The 20979-nt window shown below is 60.5% G+C and carries 11 protein-coding genes and 1 pseudogene; 7 read left to right on the top strand and 5 right to left on the bottom strand.

Going from position 1 to position 20979, the window contains the following annotated elements:
- Positions 1-28: 28 nt before the first annotated feature.
- From lhgO to ACZRMO_RS26385, 5 genes and pseudogenes are all read left to right on the top strand, one after another.
- Complete coding sequence (gene lhgO / locus ACZRMO_RS26405; RefSeq protein ID WP_463974790.1) at positions 29-1222, top strand: L-2-hydroxyglutarate oxidase; 1194 nt, start codon at positions 29-31, stop codon at positions 1220-1222.
- 58 nt (positions 1223-1280) lie between these two features.
- Positions 1281-2606 carry an MFS transporter gene (locus ACZRMO_RS26400; RefSeq protein ID WP_017734577.1) on the top strand — a complete coding sequence of 442 codons (1326 nt, stop codon included), beginning with the start codon at positions 1281-1283 and terminating at the stop codon, positions 2604-2606.
- Between the two features lie 82 nt (positions 2607-2688).
- On the top strand, positions 2689-3540 hold the full coding sequence (locus ACZRMO_RS26395) for a CAP domain-containing protein (protein ID WP_124529599.1): 852 nt from the start codon (positions 2689-2691) through the stop codon (positions 3538-3540).
- Between the two features lie 140 nt (positions 3541-3680).
- A pseudogene (locus tag ACZRMO_RS26390) lies at positions 3681-5445 on the top strand (ATP-binding protein); the annotation flags it as partial.
- Positions 5446-5453: 8 nt separating this feature from the next.
- Positions 5454-5864, top strand: a complete 411-nt coding sequence (locus ACZRMO_RS26385; protein WP_463974806.1) for a response regulator — start codon at positions 5454-5456, stop codon at positions 5862-5864.
- Positions 5865-5868: 4 nt separating this feature from the next.
- Here the strand turns inward: ACZRMO_RS26385 and ACZRMO_RS26380 are convergent, their stop codons facing one another.
- The 5 genes from ACZRMO_RS26380 to ACZRMO_RS26360 all read right to left on the bottom strand — a co-directional run bounded on the left by ACZRMO_RS26380 (position 5869) and on the right by ACZRMO_RS26360 (position 19285).
- Positions 5869-7035 carry a GGDEF domain-containing protein gene (locus ACZRMO_RS26380; RefSeq protein ID WP_463974789.1) on the bottom strand — a complete coding sequence of 389 codons (1167 nt, stop codon included), beginning with the start codon at positions 7033-7035 and terminating at the stop codon, positions 5869-5871.
- A gap of 119 nt (positions 7036-7154) precedes the next feature.
- Positions 7155-11153, bottom strand: coding sequence for a hypothetical protein (locus tag ACZRMO_RS26375; protein ID WP_463974788.1), 3999 nt, complete (start codon positions 11151-11153; stop codon positions 7155-7157).
- A 394-nt stretch (positions 11154-11547) separates the two neighbouring features.
- Entirely contained in the window at positions 11548-13779 is a 2232-nt protein-coding gene (gene glgB, locus ACZRMO_RS26370) for a 1,4-alpha-glucan branching protein GlgB (protein WP_463974787.1), read from the bottom strand.
- Entirely contained in the window at positions 13776-17123 is a 3348-nt protein-coding gene (gene treS / locus ACZRMO_RS26365) for a maltose alpha-D-glucosyltransferase (RefSeq protein WP_463974786.1), read from the bottom strand. The genes glgB and treS overlap by 4 nt, the downstream gene beginning before the upstream one ends.
- 173 nt (positions 17124-17296) lie before the next feature.
- The gene (locus ACZRMO_RS26360) at positions 17297-19285 is read right to left on the bottom strand and encodes an alpha-1,4-glucan--maltose-1-phosphate maltosyltransferase (protein WP_463974785.1); all 1989 of its coding nucleotides are present in this window, start codon (positions 19283-19285) and stop codon (positions 17297-17299) included.
- Positions 19286-19489: 204 nt separating this feature from the next.
- Here ACZRMO_RS26360 and ACZRMO_RS26355 point away from each other — a divergent pair, with 204 nt between their 5' ends.
- Together ACZRMO_RS26355 and ACZRMO_RS26350 are read left to right on the top strand one after the other, a co-directional pair.
- Positions 19490-19648 carry a hypothetical protein gene (locus ACZRMO_RS26355; protein ID WP_463974784.1) on the top strand — a complete coding sequence of 53 codons (159 nt, stop codon included), beginning with the start codon at positions 19490-19492 and terminating at the stop codon, positions 19646-19648.
- Between the two features lie 298 nt (positions 19649-19946).
- A complete protein-coding gene (locus ACZRMO_RS26350) occupies positions 19947-20795 on the top strand; it encodes a M10 family metallopeptidase C-terminal domain-containing protein (protein WP_463974783.1) in 849 nt (282 codons plus the stop codon).
- Positions 20796-20979: the final 184 nt, after the last annotated feature.

The raw sequence follows: 20979 nt of genomic DNA, 5'->3' as shown, positions 1-20979 counted from the left end.
AAATGTGCAACTTTAGGTACCCCACGCAATGATTCACGACTTTTGCATTATCGGCGGCGGCATCGTCGGCCTGGCCACCGCGATGGAGCTGCTCAAGCGCCAGCCGGGCGCCTCGCTGGTGATCCTGGAAAAAGAGTCGGTGCTGGCCAAGCACCAGACCGGCCACAACAGCGGTGTGATCCACGCCGGCATCTACTACGCGCCGGGCAGCCTCAAGGCCGACCTGTGCAAGCGCGGCGCCGAGCAGACCAAGCAGTTCTGCACGGAGCACGGGATCAAGTTCGAGGTGTGCGGCAAGATGCTGGTGGCCTCCAGCCCCCTGGAAATGCAGCGCATGGAAGCCCTGTACGCGCGCTCCCAGCTCAACGGCATGCAGGTCGAGCGCCTTGACGCCGACCAGTTGCGTCAACGTGAGCCGAACATCGTCGGCCTCGGCGGTTTGTTCCTCGACGCCACCGGCATCGTCGACTACCGCCAGGTCTGCGAAACCATGGCCCAGGTGATCCGCCGCAGCGGTGGCGAGATTTGCCTGGAGCGCACCGTCACCGCGATCCACGAAGACACCGACAAAGTCACCATCAACACCCGTGGCGAAACCTGGCAAGCCAAGCACCTGGTGGTCTGCGCCGGTTTGCAGTCGGACCGCCTGGCGACCCTTGCCGGCATTCCCATCGACCACCAGATCATCCCGTTTCGCGGCGAATACTTCCGCCTGCCCGCAGCGAAAAACAACATCGTCAACCACCTGATCTACCCGATTCCCGACCCGGAGCTGCCGTTTCTTGGCGTGCACCTCACACGCATGATCGACGGCAGCGTCACCGTCGGCCCGAATGCCGTGCTCGGCCTGGGCCGCGAGAACTACCGCAAGTTCTCGGTGAACTGGCGCGACGTGGCGCAGTACGCGAGCTTCCCCGGCTTCTGGAAAACCATTTGGCAAAACCTCGGCTCCGGCACCACCGAGATGAAGAACTCACTGTTCAAGTCCGGTTACCTGGAGCAGTGCCGCAAGTACTGCCCGTCACTGACGATTGACGACCTGCTGCCTTATGAAGCGGGCATCCGCGCCCAGGCGGTGATGCGCGACGGCAGCCTGGTGCACGACTTCCTGTTCGCCCAGACCCCACGAATGCTCCACGTGTGCAACGCGCCCTCACCGGCCGCCACCTCAGCCATGCCCATCGGCGCGATGATCGCCGACCGCCTGTTCCAGCCCGAGTAACACCCCGTAATACGCGTCCATTTGACAATAACTATAAAGACCCAGAAGGAAGTCCAGCATGTCGGCACCTGCCTCCATTCCGTCCACCGAAACACCCGAACAAACCCGCAAGCGCCTGCGCAAAGTCGCCGCCGCGACCATCTTTGGCTCGATGCTGGAGTGGTACGACTTTTACCTGTACGCCACCATGGCGGCCATTGTGTTCTCGAAGATCTTCTTCGATAACAGCGACCCGAAAACCGCCACCCTGATGGCCTTTTCCACCTTTGCCATCGGCTTTATCGCCCGCCCGTTCGGCGGCATCCTGTTCGGCTACCTCGGCGACAAGTTCGGCCGCAAGCAAGTGCTGGTGCTGACCTTCTGCCTGATGGGCGTGTGCACCACGCTGATCGGCCTGATCCCCAGCTACGCCTCGATTGGCATCTGGGCGCCGATTCTGCTGGTGTTTATCCGCATCATCCAGGGCCTGGGCGCGGGCGCCGAGCTGTCGGGAGCGGCGGTGACGTCCTACGAGCACGCGTCGGAAGGCAAGCGCGGCAGTCAAGGCGCATGGCCCGCACTGGGCCTGAACCTGGGCCTGTTGTTGTCGTCTCTCACCGTGTACGTGCTGACCATCAACGGTAACGAGTTCCTGCTGGCCGGCGGCTGGCGCATCCCGTTCGTGTGCAGCATCGTGCTGGTGGGCGTGGGCCTGTGGGTGCGCAACAGCATCCCGGAAACCCCGCAGTTCAACGAGCTGAGCAAAGAAGCCGCCAAGGCCAAGGCCTCGCCGCTGAAAACCCTGTTCAAGAACGATATGAAAGGCCTGGCCGTGGTGTTCTTCGTGGCCATTGGCTACAACGCCCTGAGCTACATCTTCAAGACCTTCTCCCTGGCGTACCTGACCCAGTTCAAAGGCGTGGATGTGCACGTCACCTCGCTGTCGGTGACCATCGCCAGCCTGATCGCCATCGTCGCAGTGCCGTGCTTCGGCTGGCTGTGCGACAAGTGGAGCAGCAAGACCGTGCTGATGCTCGGCGGCGTGTGCTCGCTGCTGTTCGCCTACCCGTTCCTGGCCCTGCTCAACACCGGCGAAAGCCTGATGATCTACATCGCCATCGGCGTCGGCACGGGCATCCTCGCGCCGATGATGTTTGCGCCCCAAGGCTCGTTCCTCAGCCGGCAGTTCCCCACCCAGACCCGTTCCTCCGGCTTTGGTACCGGGCGTGAAATCGGCACGGCCATCGCTGGCGGCCTGGCGCCGCTGGGCGCACTGTCGATGGTGGCAGCGTCGGCCACGCACTCCACCGATGGCGTGGTGATTATCCTGGGCATTTCGGCCCTGCTGGTGGTGGTGTTCGCCCTGTGCGACCAGGGCCGCAAACACTCGGCCTTCAAGAACTGAAGGAAAAAGATCAGACCAACGGGTGCATGGACGCACCTACATCGCGCATCATGGGCACTTTACAAGCTCAAGGGTAATGTCCATGCGCGTGCTGTCATTGATGATGGGTCTGACGACGCTGGCCGCCACTACGGTGTTCTGCGCCAGCGCGATGGCGAATGAAGAAAGTCAGTTGGTACAACAGATCAATCAATACCGCAGCCAGCTACAGCGCTGCGGCGACCAGGGTTCCCAGGAACTGCCACCGCTGACCAGCGACACACGGCTGGTGCTGCCGGCCAATAATGTCGGCGACCTGCAGCAGGCGCTGGCGCGGGCGGCGTACCCGATGGTCAACGTGCAGGCCATCAGCCTGTCCGGGCCCAAGGATGCTGCATCAGCCATGAAGGCCGTGCGCGAAAGCTTCTGCCGCGTGGTGCTGGACCCGCAATTTGTCGATATCGGCGTGAGCAACAGCGGCCAGGACTGGCGCATCGTGCTCGCCCGCCCGCTGCTGTCCAGCGGCCTTGGCGACTGGCAGACCGAAGGCAAGCAATTGCTCAACCTGGTCAACGCCGCCCGCGAACAAGCGCGCCAATGTGGCACCCAGGCGTTCAACGCCACCACCCCGCTGAGCTGGAACGACGACCTGGCCGGCGCCGCCAACAGCCACACGCGCAACATGGCCAACGGCAATTTCTTCGATCACCTGGATCACGATGGACGCACTCCCGGCGACCGTGCGGAACTGGCCGGGTATATCGCAAAAAACATCGGCGAGAACATCGCCGCCGGCCTCGACACCCCGCGCAAGGTGGTGGACGGCTGGCTCGCCAGCCCCGGACATTGCGCCAACCTGATGAACCCGCAATTTCGCGAGCTGGGTGCGGCCTACGCCATGGACCCGAAGAGTGATGCAGGCATTTACTGGACGGGATTGTTCGGCACCCAATAGACCCATTCAAATGGATAGAGCATCAAAATGCCATCTCCGCGATAATTGCGTTGAACTGCCAACGGCCATTCCGGTCTGTAGCGTGTTGCCCTGACCTTTCAGGCAATTAAAAAGACGGCGGCAAACAAGGTGCTCCTGCAATGATGAATTGGCTGCAAAGCAGCAGCGACATGGCCGAACGGGTGCGCCTGCATGATTGGGCCAGCACCCCGCTGGGCCCGTTGGAGCAGTGGCCGGACGTGCTCAAGACCACCGTCGCGCTGTGCTTTGCCTCAAGCTTCCCCCAGGCCATCGTTTGGGGGGCTTCCCTGACCATGCTCTACAACGATGCGTTTATTCCGATCCTCGGTGACAAACCCTACGCATTGGGGCGCCCGTTCAGCGAGGTGTGGAGCGAAGCCTGGAATGACATCAGCCCCATCGCCAAGGCTGCGTTTGAAGGGCACGCGACGTATATCGAGAACTACCCGCTGCTGATCGAGCGCGGCGCCGGTACCGAGCAGGCCTATTTCACCTTTTGCTACAGCCCGATCCGCGACCCCCACGGCAGCGTGGTCGGCATGCTCGACACCGTCACCGAAACCACCGCCACCGTGTTTCTCGCGCGCCGCCTGGCCATGCTGGACGCCATCGGCAATGCCGTGGCCAACGCCACCGACGCCGAAGCCATCATGACCAGCACCACCCGCCTGCTGGCGCAGCACTTGCAGGTGTCCAATTGCGCGTATGCCGACATGGACGCCGATGAAGACGGCTTCACCATTCGTGGCAACTGGGCGGCGCCGGGCTCGCCGAGCATCGTCGGGCGCTACAGCCTGGCGTCGTTTGGCGCCTTGGCGGTACAGCGCCTGCGTGCCGGCGAGCCCCTGGTGATCCGCGACAATCGCGTGGAGTTCCCCCCCGACGAGTCCGCCAGCTACCAGGCCCTCGGCGCCACGGCGACGGTGTGTTTCCCGCTCATCAAGGAAGGTCGGCTGACGGCCTTGATGGCGGCGCACCACAAATCCCCGCGGGTCTGGTCGCCCTATGACCTGGCGCTGCTGGGCGAAGTCACCGAACGTTCCTGGGCCCACATCGAGCGCGTGCGCGCCGACGCCGCCGTGCGCGAAGGGCTGGCGGCCTTCAGCGAATTGAACGCGACCCTGGAGCAGCGGGTGGAGGAGCGCACCACCGCCCTCACCCAGGCCGAAGCCGCGCTGCATCAATCGCAAAAGCTCGAAGCCATCGGCCAATTGACCGGCGGCGTGGCCCACGACTTCAACAACCTGCTGACCATTATCCGTTCCTCGGTGGATTTCCTGCGCCAGCCAGGGTTGTCCGAAGAACGCCGGCAACGCTACCTGGGCGCCGTCTCCGACACCGTCGAACGCGCCAGCAAGCTCACCAGTCAATTGCTCGCCTTTGCCCGCCGCCAGCCGCTGAACCCGGAAGTCTTCGACGTGTGCCAGCGCGTGACCAACATCGGCGAGATGCTTGAGAGCCTCACCGGTGCACGCATACACGTCCAGGTCGAGTTACCGGCACAACCGTGCCATGTGTGTGTCGATTCCAGTCAGTTCGAAACGGCGCTGATCAACATTGCCCTCAACGCCCGCGACGCCATGGACGGCCAAGGGACCTTGACCCTGCGGGTGGCCCATGTATCGACGCTGCCGCGCATCCGCGGCGACGCCGAAGCACAGCAGTCGTTCGTCGCAGTTTCGCTGAGCGATACGGGCGTGGGTATTCCCAAGGACACCTTCGAGCGCATTTTCGAACCTTTCTTCACCACCAAGGCCGTGGGCAAAGGCACCGGGCTTGGCCTGTCGCAAGTCTTCGGCTTCGCCAAGCAATCGGGCGGCAACGTCGACGTGAGCAGCACCCTGGGCCAGGGCACGCGATTCACCCTGTACTTGCCCGCCGTCGCCGCGCAGGTGGACCCGCCCGGCCCGTCACCGGAACCCGGCGCACGGCTCGACACCGCGCAGCGGCATATCCTGATCGTCGAAGACAACCTGGAAGTCGGGCGTTTTGCCAATCAGATCCTGCAAGATCTCGGCTACCGGACCACCTGGGCCACCCATGCCGAACAGGCGCTCGCGCTGGCGGGCCCCGACGCCATGGCCTTCGACGGTATTTTCTCGGATGTGGTGATGCCCGGCATGACCGGCGTGGCCATGGCCAAACTGCTGCGCCAGCGCCGCCCGGACCTGCCGGTGGTGCTCACCTCCGGCTACAGCGAAGAGCTGGCCGACAGCGGTTACGAAGGTTTTGAGTTCCTTGCCAAGCCCTACTCCGCCGACCAGGTGGCGCGGGTGCTGGCCAAGTCCATGCAGCGCGACTGAGCGTCTACTCGGCCACGGCGACCTGGTTGCGGCCCTGGGCCTTGGCGCGGTACAGCGCCTTGTCGGCGGTATTCATCAGGCTGTGCAGATCTTGATCAACACTGCGGATCGACGCCACGCCGAGGCTGGCGGTCAAACCGTGCACCGGCTCGGCGGCCAGCCCGGAAATCGCGCGGATCAACTGCTCGGCGATAGAGCGCGCCGTTTCCAGGGACGTATTGGGCAGCAGCACAGCAAACTCTTCGCCGCCCAGCCGGCCGTACACATCCGTCTGGCGAAACGAGGCGCTGATCACCCCGCCGATCTGGCGCAACACCTGATCGCCCGCCTGATGGCCGTAGGTGTCGTTGATTTCCTTGAAATGGTCCATGTCCAACATCAGCGCACACAGGGGCTGGCTGTTGTGACGGCACTGTGCGTACAACATGTGGGCATGTTCGAAGAACGCGCGGCGATTCATCAAGCCGGTGAGTTCGTCGGTCTGGGCGGCGCGCGTGGAAATATTGTGGGCGCGTTCCATTTGCCGGGTCAGGCGAAAGGCTTTTTCCAGGGCATCGGACAGTTTGCGCGTGGCGCTGACCACAAACGTCGAAAACACCAGCACCGCCACGGCCACACCGACTTGCATGGAAGACGGCTGGAACAGCAGCCACACCGTGCACGGCAACAACACCAGGGCCATGGACATCAGCGTCATGTAGCGATACGCCGAATAACACGACACTGCACTGACCGACATGCCCACGGTGAACAACATCACCAGCACCTGGGACACGCGGTCGTCGGTGGGCATCACGGCCAATGCGCCCGCCCCCCAGATCCCCGCAGACAACATCAGTGTCAGCCAGTAGCGACGTTCCCAGCGGTCCGGTGTACGTTCGGCATGGGGGCAGCGGAACCAGCCCATGAACAGAAGAATGCGCAGCAGCGACGACGCCCCCAGCGCCACCAGCCAGATCAGGATGACCTGGTGGGAAAACCGGTCCCAGCACAGCCAGCACAGCATGGCCGCGCCGAGGAAACTGCCGAAAATGGCGGCAAATGATTGTCGGAACAACTGGTGCAGACGGTCGGTCCGCACCTGCTCCTCAATAACGCAATCCTGGTCCTGCCCACGCTCAAGGCCATTCATGAAATCCGCCTGCTTCGACTGCCACGACAAAGGCGCCATTGTGGCACCCTGCCACCAATCTGAACAACTGAATCCAGCCAGATAGAGCCGTTGTTTGGCCCTATGCGCATGAGACAACCATCGGCGCCAAATCATTGGCTGTGATTGTCAGCCCACCGTCAAAAAACCTGGGCCTCCCCGTTAACGGTTGCATCTATCCAGCGCGGCTCCATGGGGTCACTCCACACCGAGCGTGGCGGTGTTTCGCCATTGCTGATGAGGATTAGCCGGCCTTGCTGGCTCCACTCCTGCATGCGCGCCTTGAATCGGGCGGGATAGTCCGAAGCCTTGCAGGTGATGCCGGCCCAGGGATCAACAACCCAGGCATCGGCCCATTCCGGCCCGGTAAAGCCCTTGCTTTTGGAATAGCCTGGCGGGCCGCCGACAATGCCGAACGTGTGCCCTTTGACTTGTGCGATACGCGCATTGCCACCACTGGCGTTGATGGTATCAACGGCAACCTTGGCCATCTGGTCGCAGTTCCCGGCTCCGGTCTTCAACACGATTTCGGAATAGTTTGGTGCATTTGTGCGAGTGTAAAGCCAACCTACCGTCTCAGCGGCAGCGTCTGCGCGAATCTGCTCACCGGGTTGGCCCGGCACTTGTTGATTGGCGGACCTGATACCCGTGGCCTGGAACTGATCGTCAATGGCCTTCCTCCCCCCTTCAGCATAGAGCCGGTTTTGATCCGCTGGCTGGAGTTGGGAAAAATCTGCCGGCTTCTTGATGGGTTCGAGTCGAACCGGTTTTGCCGCCACCACCACCTTTCCCGGGTTGGCTCCAGACGCGTAGACGCTCATCAGTACTTCGCGCTGCTTCTCGGGAGTAAGACCTTTCAATACCTTGGCAAGGTGTTCGACTTCCGCGGTGGATAGAGGATTCTCGGCCACAATTTTCTTGACCAGGCTTTCCATGGTAGGCAGGACAATCAACTGATTGTTTGGACTTTTCTGCGCAGCAAAACCGTGAAAGTCCCTGTATTGATCATAGGTTTCAATAAATTGCCGGCTGACGGGGTGCCTTCTGTCCAAGCGGTACAAGTCGAGCTTGCCTGTTGCGTTGAGCTCCGCGTAGTAATGAACGCCGGTATCGCCCTCGACCACCACGTATTGCCGGCCATCGTGCTCGATTTTGTAGCCTCTGACGACTCGTTGATCATTGCTCAAGTCGCTGATCGCATCCATTTTCACCACTACCGTTTCGTTGTTCAGCGAGCGCGTTCGGCCGAAATCATCAAAACCAAAATCTGGCTCATTGATCACCGTGCCCGACGTTTGTGGCTTGTAGGTCACAGGTTGCGAAGTCGCAATCGGCAACAACTCTTGCTTACCCGCCTCATTGACTCGATGTAAACGATGCTCGTGCACCACCGTGCGTGGCCGGTTAGCCTGCGCAGGGCCAGGAATCAGCCGACGGTGGTCGAGGGCTTGGGCGTCCTGGAAGATGGCGGTTCCGCCTGGCACGATCTCTTTGGTGTAACAGAGGTCATTGAGATCACGCTTGGACCTGCGTCCCCCGCCGCCACACGTCGTTGCAAACCCTTCCAACGGACCGCCGTGATCAGGGCCGCCCAGTTTGGTCAGGCTGTCCGGTTTGCCAGGGTCGTACCGAAAGACATCATCACCAATGACAACATCGGTGTGATTCTGCCTGTTCAACACCCGAACCTCATCTCTGGAGATGCCCTCGGGCACTCGTACGCTTCCACCTTCCGGAAGGCTTCTGGAGGTCAGAGGTATTTTCGGGGTGACGTCATAACGCCCTTTTCCAGGCAGTTGTTTGAAGGGTGATGACCGCCTGAACTGCGCTATGCCTGCCTGGATTTTGTCGATGTCCCCTTTCAGGAACTTCAGGCCTTTGCCTGCCTTGATGTTGAAGCTCCCCATTAGCGGTTCAAGCGGGTTCAGGTTCTGTGCCACAGAAACACCAAATTGCTTTATCAAGGGCAAGAATTTTGGCAGCAGCGCACGCATGCTGAGTTTGCCAACATTAGTCAACACTCGCACCGAGCCGGCGGCCAGCTTGCCGGCCGGCCCTGCGAACGTAAAAAGACCGTCGACGATAAGACCGATAATGCCATCTTTGGTACGGCCGTTGACGAGGTCCTCGATCCCACTCCAGAAAGGAATAAAGAACTGGGCCACGCCTTTCATACGCTCCCAGAAATTCTCGTCATTTTTCTGCGCTGAGCTCTCCCTGTCAGGGTCCGACGTTGCCCACTCCCGCAGTTGGTCTTCATCGACATAAAACAATTTTTCGGTAATGGACTTGGCAATGGCTCCCGAGCGTTCTGATTCCAGGGTGTTTGGCACCGCAGCGTTACCAACGCGGCCAGTGGCGGAAAAATGATCGAGCTGTTGCGGGACAACTATCGAAAAGCTCTTGGGCCGCGGGCCTTTGCCAGCCTTGTATGCGTCCCACTGTTTCTTGAACGCCGCCCTGCCGGTGCGGCTATTGCGCACAACCAGCTCTTCGGAAGGTACGCCATCATTGGTGTGTTCGATGGAAATAAAGTCTTTGTCATAACTTTTTTCAGCCGGATCGTAGGCCTCCAGGACCGGCTTCAAGTCGTCGCGTCGCCGGGCTATGCCCTTGACCGGGTTGATTTCATAGTAGTTTGTTTGCCCCTCGTGTTCTGCCTTGAGAATGAACCCCGGGCGGGTCTTGGCGGCCTTTTTCTGCTCTTCTGTCTCATCGTTCGAATCGGGCTTGACCCGCAGTGCATAAACCGTGGTTGCACCCTGTTCAATCGCTACACGGTCCTGGGTCGGCAACTCCGATAGCAGGTTGCGCACTACTTTGTCATAACCCGACTTGGCATTAGTCAAATACTCGTCAAACGCAGACTTGAAACGATCTTCGTCATAAACAGGGTATTGATAGATGACATCGGAGGGCTTGATCTTTTCGCCATTGAGGTGCCGGTATAACGCAAAAAACGGGCTGATCAATGACAAGAATTCGGTCCGGGAGGTGCCCTTTTCCATTTTCTCAAAGTAGTCCTTACGCATGGGCACATCGACTGCAAGTTGCGCCGTCGCCTCTACAAGACCGCTGACATGCTCATCAAAAGCAGACACTGCCTTGGTGATCTCTGCCTGCGAATACTCCTTTTTTTGTTCAATCACGCCCTGCAAAGCAGCCCAATCCAGCGTCGCTGGAATACGGGTCGCCGCGATAAGTGCCCACTGCTCGCTTGTCGTCGCCTGTTCGCCGAACTTGCCGGGCAGGTCCACCAACTCTTGAAAGCTCATGCTTCGCGAAGAACCGGGCTCAATCGCCTCCGTCAGCGCCACACCATGCTTGAAGTTGACCCACACAGCGCTTCCTTGATAGCGCAACTCCGTCGGGATATCGCGCACGGCAAAGTCTGCCGGGAACTGTGGGCGAAAAAGATAGGCGGCCAGGTCCGCGTCGGCGGAAGATATGTTATTTGCAGCGATCAGGTGTTGCCTGAACTGCGTATCGATCTCTGCGTAACCCTTGTTGCCATGCTCGCTGGACGCCAGGTGAAACCCTGCAACATGTCCGGGTTTACGCGATTGCACGGGGTCAAGACTCAAGGTTATGGCCTTGATCAATAACTGGACTTTCACATGAGGGGAGATCAGCCCCGTTAACGGAAAGTCACTGCCGCCAAGCTTTTTCAGTAGCGCTTGAACCAGCCCTTCAGCCTTGGGTGATTTTGCGATCAGCTCCAATAGGGTAGCCGGCGAGCGCTGGGCTTTTTCGAGTGCGGACGCCGAGACACCCTCGGTCAAATAACTCAGCAAAGGCTTTTGGTACTTGTCTTGTACCTCACGCACGACTGCGGATATTGAATCGTCGTTGCTGTCCTGCAGCAACGCATCAACGTTGCTAGCCCCATTCCCTATGCCCAGGACCATTTCGCTGCGGGTATTTTCCAGCGCGTCAATCGCCGCTTGTACTTGCGTTTGCGTACTGGGGTTGGCCGGAACAATGCCGTAGTACTTGAGCATATTGTCGAGCCGGTTGGTGCCCGGCTGAGTCGAGCCGTTTTGCGGGATAAGCGGTGAATCCTTGTTGAGGAGCAAGCTTTTCTTCTGGGCATCTGGAGGGTCTGCCTGAGCCTGAAGCTCGCGTAATGCGCTCAACATTTCAGCCAGGTCAAGCAGCTTTCCCTGCACCTGGGCAGCTGGGGAGTCGGGGGCACGAGCGGGACCCGTCGCTGGCGCAGGGGCCAATTTGGCGACGGGGTTGGTTGCAAGATTGGAGCGTGGCGCGCTGAGTGCTGTCACAGGAGCACGCACGTTATTCGTTGGGAATGGCGTCATGGCAGAGGTTTCATCTCCGGGAGTGCTATACACAGACCGAGCGACGAAACGAGGTGTGTTGAAAGACCTACGCCCAATCGCTGACGTCCATGTGTGGACACCCCGTAGGAAATTGTTCCAACGCTATACATGACAATTTGCGTCAAGCTCCCACGGGCGTGTCGCCACTGCACGCCCGCAGGTTTTTAGAAACATCAGCCCTTCTTGGAGATGGCCGTTATTCAGGACGCAGGATCAGCACGCCAAGCGGTGGCAGATTCAGCGTCAACGACACCGGTTGCCCATGGCGTGGCTCATCCTGAGTAAACACTTCACCGCCATTGCCATAGTTCGAGCCGGCATAGGTGTCGGCATCCGTGTTGATCACCTCGCTCCAGCGCCCGGCAAATGGCACACCCACCGCGTACGCTTCACGGGGTACCGGGGTGAAGTTGGCCACCACCAGCACCGGTCGGCCGTCCTTGCTCCAGCGTAGCCAGGCGTAGACGCTGTTGATTGCATCGTCGCCGATCAGCCACTGGAAGCCCTGGGGCGCGTCATCCTGTTCGTGCAGCGCCGGTTCCTCGCGGTACAGGCGGTTCAAGTCGCCCACCAGTTTCTGCACGCCCTTGTGTTCGGCGTACTGCAACAGGTACCAGTCCAATTGCTGGTCGTGGTTCCACTCGCGCCACTGGCCGAATTCGCAGCCCATAAACAGTAATTTCTTACCGGGGTGCATCCACATAAACGCCAGGTACGCGCGCAGGTTGGCGAACTTCTGCCAACGGTCGCCGGGCATCTTGTCGATCAGCGAGTGTTTACCGTGCACCACTTCGTCGTGGGAGATCGGCAGGATGAATCGCTCGGACCAGGCATACACCAGGCCAAAACTCAGCTCGTTGTGATGGTGTGCGCGGTACACCGGGTCTTGCTGGATGTAATGCAATGAATCATGCATCCAGCCCATGTTCCACTTGTAGTTGAAACCCAGGCCGCCCTGTTGGGTCGGTTGGCTTACGCCCGGCCAGGCGGTGGACTCTTCGGCGATGACCAGTGCGCCCGGCGCTTCCTGGGCGACGACATCGTTCAAATGGCGCAAAAAGTCGATGGCCTCCAGGTTCTCGCGGCCACCATGGCGATTGGGCACCCACTCGCCGGCCTTGCGCGAATAATCGCGGTACAGCATCGATGCCACCGCATCCACCCGCAGGCCGTCCACATGGAAGTGTTTCAGCCAGTGCAACGCCGAAGCCAGCATAAAACCATGCACTTCGGTGCGGCCGAGGTTGTAGATCAGCGTGTCCCAATCCTGATGAAAGCCTTCCAGCGGGTTGGCGTATTCGTACAGCGCCGTGCCATCAAACTGGGCGAGGCCGTGGGTATCGGTGGGAAAATGCGCCGGCACCCAGTCGAGGATCACACCGATATCGGCCTGATGCAGGGCGTTGACGAAGTAGGCGAAATCTTCGGGCGAACCGAAGCGCGCCGTCGGCGCAAATTGTGACAGCGCCTGGTAGCCCCACGAGCCACCGAACGGGTGTTCCATGATCGGCATCAGTTCGATATGGGTGAAGCCCAGTTGCTGCACATAGGGGATCAAGCGCTCGGCCAGCTCGCGCCAGCCGTACTGGCGGGCGACTTCGCCGGCCTCGTCCAGCTCGCACTGCCAGGAGCCCACATGCAGTTCGTAGATCGACAGCGGCGCCGTGGTTTTGTGCTTATCGAGGCGCGACTGCATCCAGTCGTGGTCTTGCCAGTCCACCTGCAACGGCGCGGCGACTTTCGACGCGGTGTCGGGCGGCAACTGCGTGGCCAGCGCACAGGGGTCGGCCTTAAGCGGCAAGATGCCATTAGCGCCAAGAATCTCGTACTTGTAGGCCGCGCCCGGTTGCAAGCGTGGGATAAAGATCTCCCACACGCCGGACGGATGCCGCAGGCGCATCGGATGACGCCGGCCGTCCCAGATATTGAAGTCGCCGACCACCGAGACCCGCCGCGCATTCGGCGCCCACACGGCAAAGCGCACGCCTTGCACACCCTCCACCGTGGTGACTTGCGCACCGAGGCAACTGCTGAGGTCGCGGTGGTTGCCTTCGGCAAACAGGTACAGGTCCATTTCCCCCAGCAACAATTGGCTGAAACTGTAGGGGTCTTCGGTGATCTGCTCGCCACCGGCCCACTGGATTTTCAGCAGGTACGCCTGGCGCGTGGTGAAGTGCCCGACAAACAAGCCCGGCACCTGGGTCGCGTCCAGGCTGCCGAGCGGCTCGCCGTTGTCGCGTGCCAGCACCTGGACACTCAGTGCCTCCGGCAAGAAGGCGCGGATAAACTGGCCGCCCTGTTCGTCATCATGGGGCCCGAGAATCGAGAACGGGTCCGGGTGCTCGGCGCGCACCAGCAGTTCGATGTCGTTGGACGCCGGCAATGCAGTCAACTTGGGCTGCAGCGGTTCTTTATGTGTAAAGCTCATGACGTCTCCCCACCGCGTGCAGTTTTCGATATTGGTTCAAGCCCGCTCAACAAACGGTGCAGCCCTTGCAGGGGCACCGGTAGCCAGCTGGGACGGTTTTCCGCTTCGTAGGCCACTTCGTACGCGGCCTTCTCCAGGCTGAACAACGTCAGCGCGGCGTCCTGGCCTTTGGCTTCCTGCCAGTCATGCGCCAGTGTAGACGTAGCTGCCTGATAAGCCTGGATAAAAGCCTGGCGTGCATCATTCAGGTAACGATCAGTGACGCGCTGGCGCGCCAGCTCGGCTGCGGGCGAGTGATCCAGCCCTTGCCCATTCAAGGCCAGCGCCGCCGCGTAATCAAACGAACGCAGCACGCCACTCACATCTTTGTACGGGCTGTGCTTGCCGCGCCGTTCGTGCAGCGGCCGCGCGGGTTCGCCTTCAAAGTCGATCAAATAGGCATCGCCCTTCACCACCAACACCTGGCCCAAATGCAAGTCACCGTGGACGCGTATGCGCAGCCCACCGGCCGTGGCTTTCGCCAGGGCCTGGACATGCCTGGCGATGGCTTTTTCTTGCGCCAGCAACTCAGTGACCCGCAACTGATCCGCAGGGTTCAACTGGGTTTGGTGATGACTGAGCAATTGCAGGGCGCGGTCGATCTGAACGCCGATATCCTTGGCCCACGCCTGGGTGTCTTTGACGCGAGTGACTTCAGGCTTGAAGTCAGGATCAGCCGTGTCCGCGCCCAATACCCCATGCATTTCGCCCAGGCGCTGGCCCAGCAACCCGGCGAAATCCTTCAGCTCGCCGAGGGCGTTGTAGTGTTGTTCCTGCTCGGAGATGGCCCCGGCCAGTTCATCACGGATCGCCCGTTCCAGGCTGTTCTGGGTCCATGCCCACGCGTCGCCCTGATTGCTCAGGTAACCCTGGGCAATCATCAACAAGTTGTCCTGCCCTGCCCCGTCGTGGCGGATCACCGCACCCAGCAGTGGCGAAATATTCGGGTAACCGGCGGCGGTCAGGTAGGCGCTCATTTCCAGTTCCGGATGCACCCCACTGGCGACCTTGCGGATCAGCTTGAGCACCAGGCTTTCGCCCACCACCACCGAACTGTTGGACTGTTCAGCCGACAGGTAGCGCACCGGCGCGTCGTCCATCAGTTGCAACTTGGCCAGGTGGGACGTGGCGTCAAACCGCACCTCGCCTTCGCTGGAAGGCAACCGCGTGCCGGCCTGCAAGCCCTGGATCACTGCGCGAATAAAAGGCTCAAGGCTGAATGCATCGGTCACCAGCCCCACCTGGTGCGCGCGCCGCACCCGGGCCAGGGACAGTTGCTGGGGCAAGGCGCTGGTGAGCTGGTCTTCCGCGAGGAAGCCGAACGGCAGTTGGTAGCGGCTGACCTGACCGGCGCTGGTCACATCGATTTCGCTGAGCAACACCGGGTGCTGCGGGTCGCCGAAGCGCACGCCGTAGGCGATATGCACGGTGTCGATGGCGGCACCCTTGGCCGCGAACCAGCGCCGATTGGGCAGCCAGGCAGGTAGCGCGGCCTTTTCCAGCGTCGCGCGACAGGGCTGCTCCAGCAATTCTTCCAGGCGTTTTTTCAGCACCAGCGTGGTGAAATCCGGGATGCTCTGCGCTGGTTCGACATGCCAGCTGGGCATCTGGTTTTCCGCCGCCAGCACAAACCAGTAGAACCCGTAGGGCGCCAGGGTCAGCAGGAAATGCAACTGGCCGATGGGCGGAAAGGCGTTACCGCCGAGCATCTCCACGGGCACCATCCCCGCGTACGCCGACAGGTCCAGCTCGGCCGCCTGGGCGCTGCGCGACACGTTGGCCACACACAGAATGATTTCCGTGCGGCCGTCCTCGCCAGTGAATTCACGGGTGTAGGCCAGGATGCGGCGGTTGGCCGGCGAGAGCATATTCAAGCGCCCCCGGCCAAACGCTTTGGATTGTTTGCGCACCGCCAGCATGCGCCGGGTCCAGTTCAGCAAGGAATGGGGGTCCTGGGCCTGGGTCTCGACGTTCACCGACTGATAGCCGTACTGCGGGTCCATGATCGGCGGCAGCACCAGGCTCGCCGGGTCGGCGCGGGAGAAGCCGCCGTTGCGGTCGATGGACCACTGCATCGGCGTGCGCACGCCGTCGCGGTCACCGAGGTAGATGTTGTCGCCCATGCCGATTTCATCGCCGTAATACAGAGTTGGCGTACCGGGCATCGACAGCAGCAGGCTGTTGAGCAGTTCGATGCGCCGGCGGTCACGCTCCATCAGGGGCGCGAGGCGGCGGCGAATGCCGAGGTTGATGCGTGCGCGGCGGTCGGCGGCATAGTAGTTCCACAGGTAGTCGCGCTCTTTGTCGGTGACCATTTCCAGGGTCAATTCATCGTGGTTGCGCAGGAAGATCGCCCATTGGCAATTGGCCGGGATCTCCGGGGTCTGGCGCAGAATGTCAGTGATGGGGAAACGATCTTCCTGGGCCAGCGCCATGTACATGCGCGGCATCAGCGGGAAGTGGAAGGCCATGTGGCATTCGTCGCCGTCATCGCCCTTCGGGTCGCCGAAGTAGAGTTGCGTGTCTTCCGGCCATTGGTTGGCCTCCGCCAGCAACATGCGGTCGGGATAGTGGGCATCGATCTCGGCGCGGATCTGTTTAAGCACGTCGTGGGTTTGCGGCAGGTTTTCGTTATTGGTGCCGTCGCGTTCGATCAAGTACGGGATGGCATCCAGGCGCAGGCCGTCGATACCCATGTCGAGCCAATAGCGCATCACCGACAGCACGGCCTTCATCACTTGCGGGTTGTCGAAGTTGAGGTCTGGCTGGTGGGAATAGAAGCGGTGCCAGAAGTATTGGCCGGCCACCGGGTCCCAGGTCCAGTTGGACTTCTCGGTGTCGAGGAAAATGATGCGGGTGCCGGCGTACTTCTGGTCGTCATCGGACCACACGTAGAAGTCCCGTGCCGCCGAACCGGGCTTGGCCTTGCGGGCACGCTGGAACCACGGGTGCTGGTCGCTGGTGTGGTTGATCACCAGTTCGGTGATGACCCGCAGCCCGCGCTTGTGGGCCTCGGCAATAAAGCGCTTGGCGTCGGCCAGAGTCCCGTAGTCGCTGTGTACGCCGCGGTATTCGGCGATGTCATAGCCGTCATCGCGCCGTGGCGAAGGGTAGAACGGCAACAGCCACAGGGTGTTCACACCGAGGTCGGCGATGTAGTCGAGCTTGGCGATCAGCCCGGGAAAGTCGCCGATACCGTCGTTGTTGGCATCGAAAAAGGATTTGACGTGAACCTGGTAGATTACCGCGTCCTTGTACCAGAGCGGGTCCTGAGTGAAGGGGGATGGGCTGGGTTTCTTCGCCATTGGAAACTCCTGGGAATACGTTCAAAACCACCTGAAGAAACTCGGTCAATGTGGGAGCTGGCTTGTCGGGCCGCCGCATCGCTGCGATAGCGGTTTATCAGCACCAGAAGTGTTGGCTGATGTACTGCTATCGCAGGCAAGCCAGCTCCCACATTTTTTGATCTCCATAAGGTTTAAGAGAGGGTGATGCGCCAGATGCCGAATGGGGTATGAGGCTCCAGCCGCATCCACTGGGTCTTGCCATACCAGGTCCAGCGGTGGCCATTCATCAGGTCTTCACCTTGGGTCTGCGCATCGTCCGGCAAGCCCAATTCCCATAACGGCAATTCAAAATTCGCTTCCTGGGCGTTGTAGGGGTCGAGGTTCACAGCAATCAGGATGAAGTTGCTGCCGTCCTCACTGCGCTTGCCGAAATAGAGGATGTTGTCGTTCCAGGCGTTGTACAGCTTCAAGCCCAGGTGCGTCTGCAGCGCCGGGTTTTGCCGGCGGATGCGGTTGAGCTGGGCGATCTCGGCGATGATGTTGCCCGGCGCGGTGAAATCCCTGACGCGGATCTCGTACTTCTCTGAATCCAGGTATTCCTCTTTGCCCGGCACCGGCGCGGCTTCACACAGCTCGAAACCCGAATACATGCCCCACAGGCCCGAGCCCATGGTGGCCAGCGCGGCGCGGATCAAGAAACCCGGGCGGCCGGACTCATGGAGAAACCCCGGATTGATATCCGGCGTGTTGACGAAAAAGTTCGGCCGAAAACACTCGCGCCACGGCGATTCATTCAGTTGCGTGAAGTATTCGCTCAGCTCGGCCTTGGTGTTACGCCAGGTGAAATAGGTGTAGCTCTGGGTGTAACCGACCTTGCCCAGACGCGCCATCATCGCCGGCGTGGTGAAGGCTTCGGCGAGGAAGATCACCTCCGGGTGCCGGGCCCGCACATCGCTGATCAACCACTGCCAGAACGGCAGCGGCTTGGTGTGGGGGTTGTCGACCCGAAAGGTCTTCACGCCCTCCTCGACCCAGCCCAGCACGATGTCGCGCAACTCGATCCACAGGCCGGGAATGGCATCCGCCGCATAGAAATCAACGTTGACGATGTCCTGGTATTTTTTCGGCGGGTTCTCCGCGTACTTGATCGTGCCGTCCGGGCGCCAGTTGAACCAGCCGGGGTGCTGTTTGAGCCACGGATGGTCCTGGGAGCACTGGATGGCGAAATCCAGGGCGATTTCCAGGCCATGCTCGGCGGCGGCCTTGACCAGGCGACGGAAGTCTTCGCGGCTGCCCAATTGCGGATGGATCGCCTCATGCCCGCCCTCCTCGCTGCCGATGGCATAGGGGCTGCCCGGATCGTCGGGGCCGGCCGTCAGGGCGTTGTTGCGCCCCTTGCGATGGCTGCGGCCAATGGGATGGATCGGCGGAAAGTACAGCACGTCAAAGCCCATGTCATGGATCATCGACAGCCGCGAATGCACGTCATTGAACGTACCGTGGCGCGCCGGATCGTCGGTGATCGAACGGGGAAACAGCTCGTACCAACTGGCAAATTGCGCTGCCTGGCGCTCGACATCGAGCGGGTACACGGTGCTGATGCTCAGATAGGCGCGGTGATCGGCCTGGGTCATCTGGTGTGCACTGTCTTCGTGCAGGAACAGCGCGACCTGCTCGGTTTCCAGCAGGCCGGACAGTTCGTGGTGCAACAGCATCAGCCGGTCGCGCAACGCGTTGTCACTGCGCTCGGCCGCTTGCAGCACCAGGCTGCGGCCTTCCTGCAATTCAAGGCTGACCGGCACCCCGGCCTCGTGTTTCTTGCGCAGCTCGTAACAGAAGCTGGCAAACGTATCGATCCAGGCTTCGATGCAGTATTCATGGGGGCCTTGATGGGTGACGGTAAACCCGCCTTCCCAGCCATTGTTGCCGACATCGCTCATCACCACGCTGTGCCAGCTTTCGTCCTGCAGCGGCCGCCAGCGGATCAGCACCGCGAGCTTGTCGTGGCCGTCAGCGAACACCTTGCTGGTGACATTGACACGCTGACCCACCACAGCCTTGACCGCAAATTCGCCGCCGTCGATCACCGGCATGGTGCTTTCAATCGCGATCCTGGGCAGTAACAGTGCCTGGGACAGTGGTAATGCAGATGCATTGGGAACCAGTGTTTCAGCAGTCATCGAGCATCTTCCCCTTACGCCCTGTGGACGCTCTTTGCTTGATCCGGGTTCTGACACGCCAGCGCTCTCCCTGAGCGCAACCGTCATAGGTCCGAGCCTGTGCCCGCGCGAAAAGTTCAGGTGGATGTACAGCCATTGGGCTGGGAATCAATTGAGCCCGGCAGCTGTCCACCGATAGAGCAAAGCACAAAGGAGGCCACACCGATGAATATCCCGATCCCGGCTGAAACCCCGGACCCGAATATCGACAAACCAGCCCTGCCCCCCACCGCCCCCCAACCGGTTCCGGAGCAGGAGCCGCCAGAACAGCAGCCACCTGCGGTTGAAGAGCCACCGACGCCCCACTCCCCGGTGATCGTCTGACTGTCGGGCCAGCCAGGGGACTCGCCCGCTACTGGCCCTTTTTCAACAACAAGCCAGCTACAAAGAAAACTGAAACCACCTACAGATCCAATAGCCTATTGCCCTCCTCTGCCCCAAGGCCTGGTTCCTATACTCGCACACGCAAACGCCTATCTGCGGTCCGTCAACCGGGTGTTTGCCCCATTTATTGCGAGGAAGCCCGATGTCAACTATCCAATCGAGTCACACTGCCGAGGCCCCCAAGACGCCAGCGCCGTACGGCAGTAACCCACCCCCATCGGCACAAACAGATGAGCGTGTGAAAACCCTGCTCAACGCCGGCCCGAACTGGTCCAGGATGCCGAAGGCCCCGAACCCGGCGCCCCCGACAAACAACACAACGCCACAGGCGGACCCCGGCGACCTGGCCGAACTGTTGACCAAAGACAACGTCAGGGAGATCGTGCGCGACCCCAACTCACCAAAGTCCAAGGCAATCCTTGAAAAACTTCGCGAGCGACTGACACCCGAAAAACTCGAAGCGATGCTGCAAGCCCCCAACGGAGGAGCGAACGCCAGGAAACTCAGAGCCATCGGCAAGGCGTTGGACAAAAGCGAGATTGATTCCAATCTGTCCGAAACCAAAAACCAGATGACCGAGCAAAAAATCAAAGAGCTGTTGTTGCGCAATATCGAGATGCTGACCCAGGCATTTGACGGAGGCGGCATTGAAGGAATCGTCGGGAGCATGCAGCGGTGGAATGATGAAAAAACCAAAATGGAGAAACAGTTCTCCGAATCAAACTCCGCCGCCAAAGGCTTGAACGATATTGGCAGTTCTCTGAGTGAGGACAACATCACCAAAACGCAACGTCGTCCCCCAGCCAAAACCTACAGTTATGACCGACTCAGCGAATCTACCCTGGAAGCGCCCAGCGAAATCCGAAACTTCTCTTCCAACGACAAAGTGGACCTCTCGGGCATTCGAAAGCAGATGAACCAACCCCTGCAGGTCGTCAACCAATTCACGGGCGCCAAGGGGGAAGTCAAAATTGATTATTCTCCGAGCACCAACAACAGCCTGGTGTCGGTTTCCGGCAACCCGGGTGAGCCCCCCTTTGTGGTTAAGGTGTTTGGTGAGGTGCGCCAGAGTAACCTGGCGACCTGAGCCGGCGCAGGCCTGCTTCGGCGATTTGATTGATCTGTATCAGCACGCCTCAAACCCTGCTGCACCTCAGGCGCCACGGGGTGCAGCACATTGACGCAGGCACCTCGTAAAAACCCATCTGATCCGCTTTTTATCGATAAACCTGAGTCTGTTATGCAAACAGACCGACGCGCATAGTTCCTCT

It is taken from the genome of Pseudomonas sp. B611 (assembly GCF_055407965.1).
Note: the sequence above shows the minus strand (reverse complement) of the source record. Positions and strands in the feature narration are given on the sequence as shown.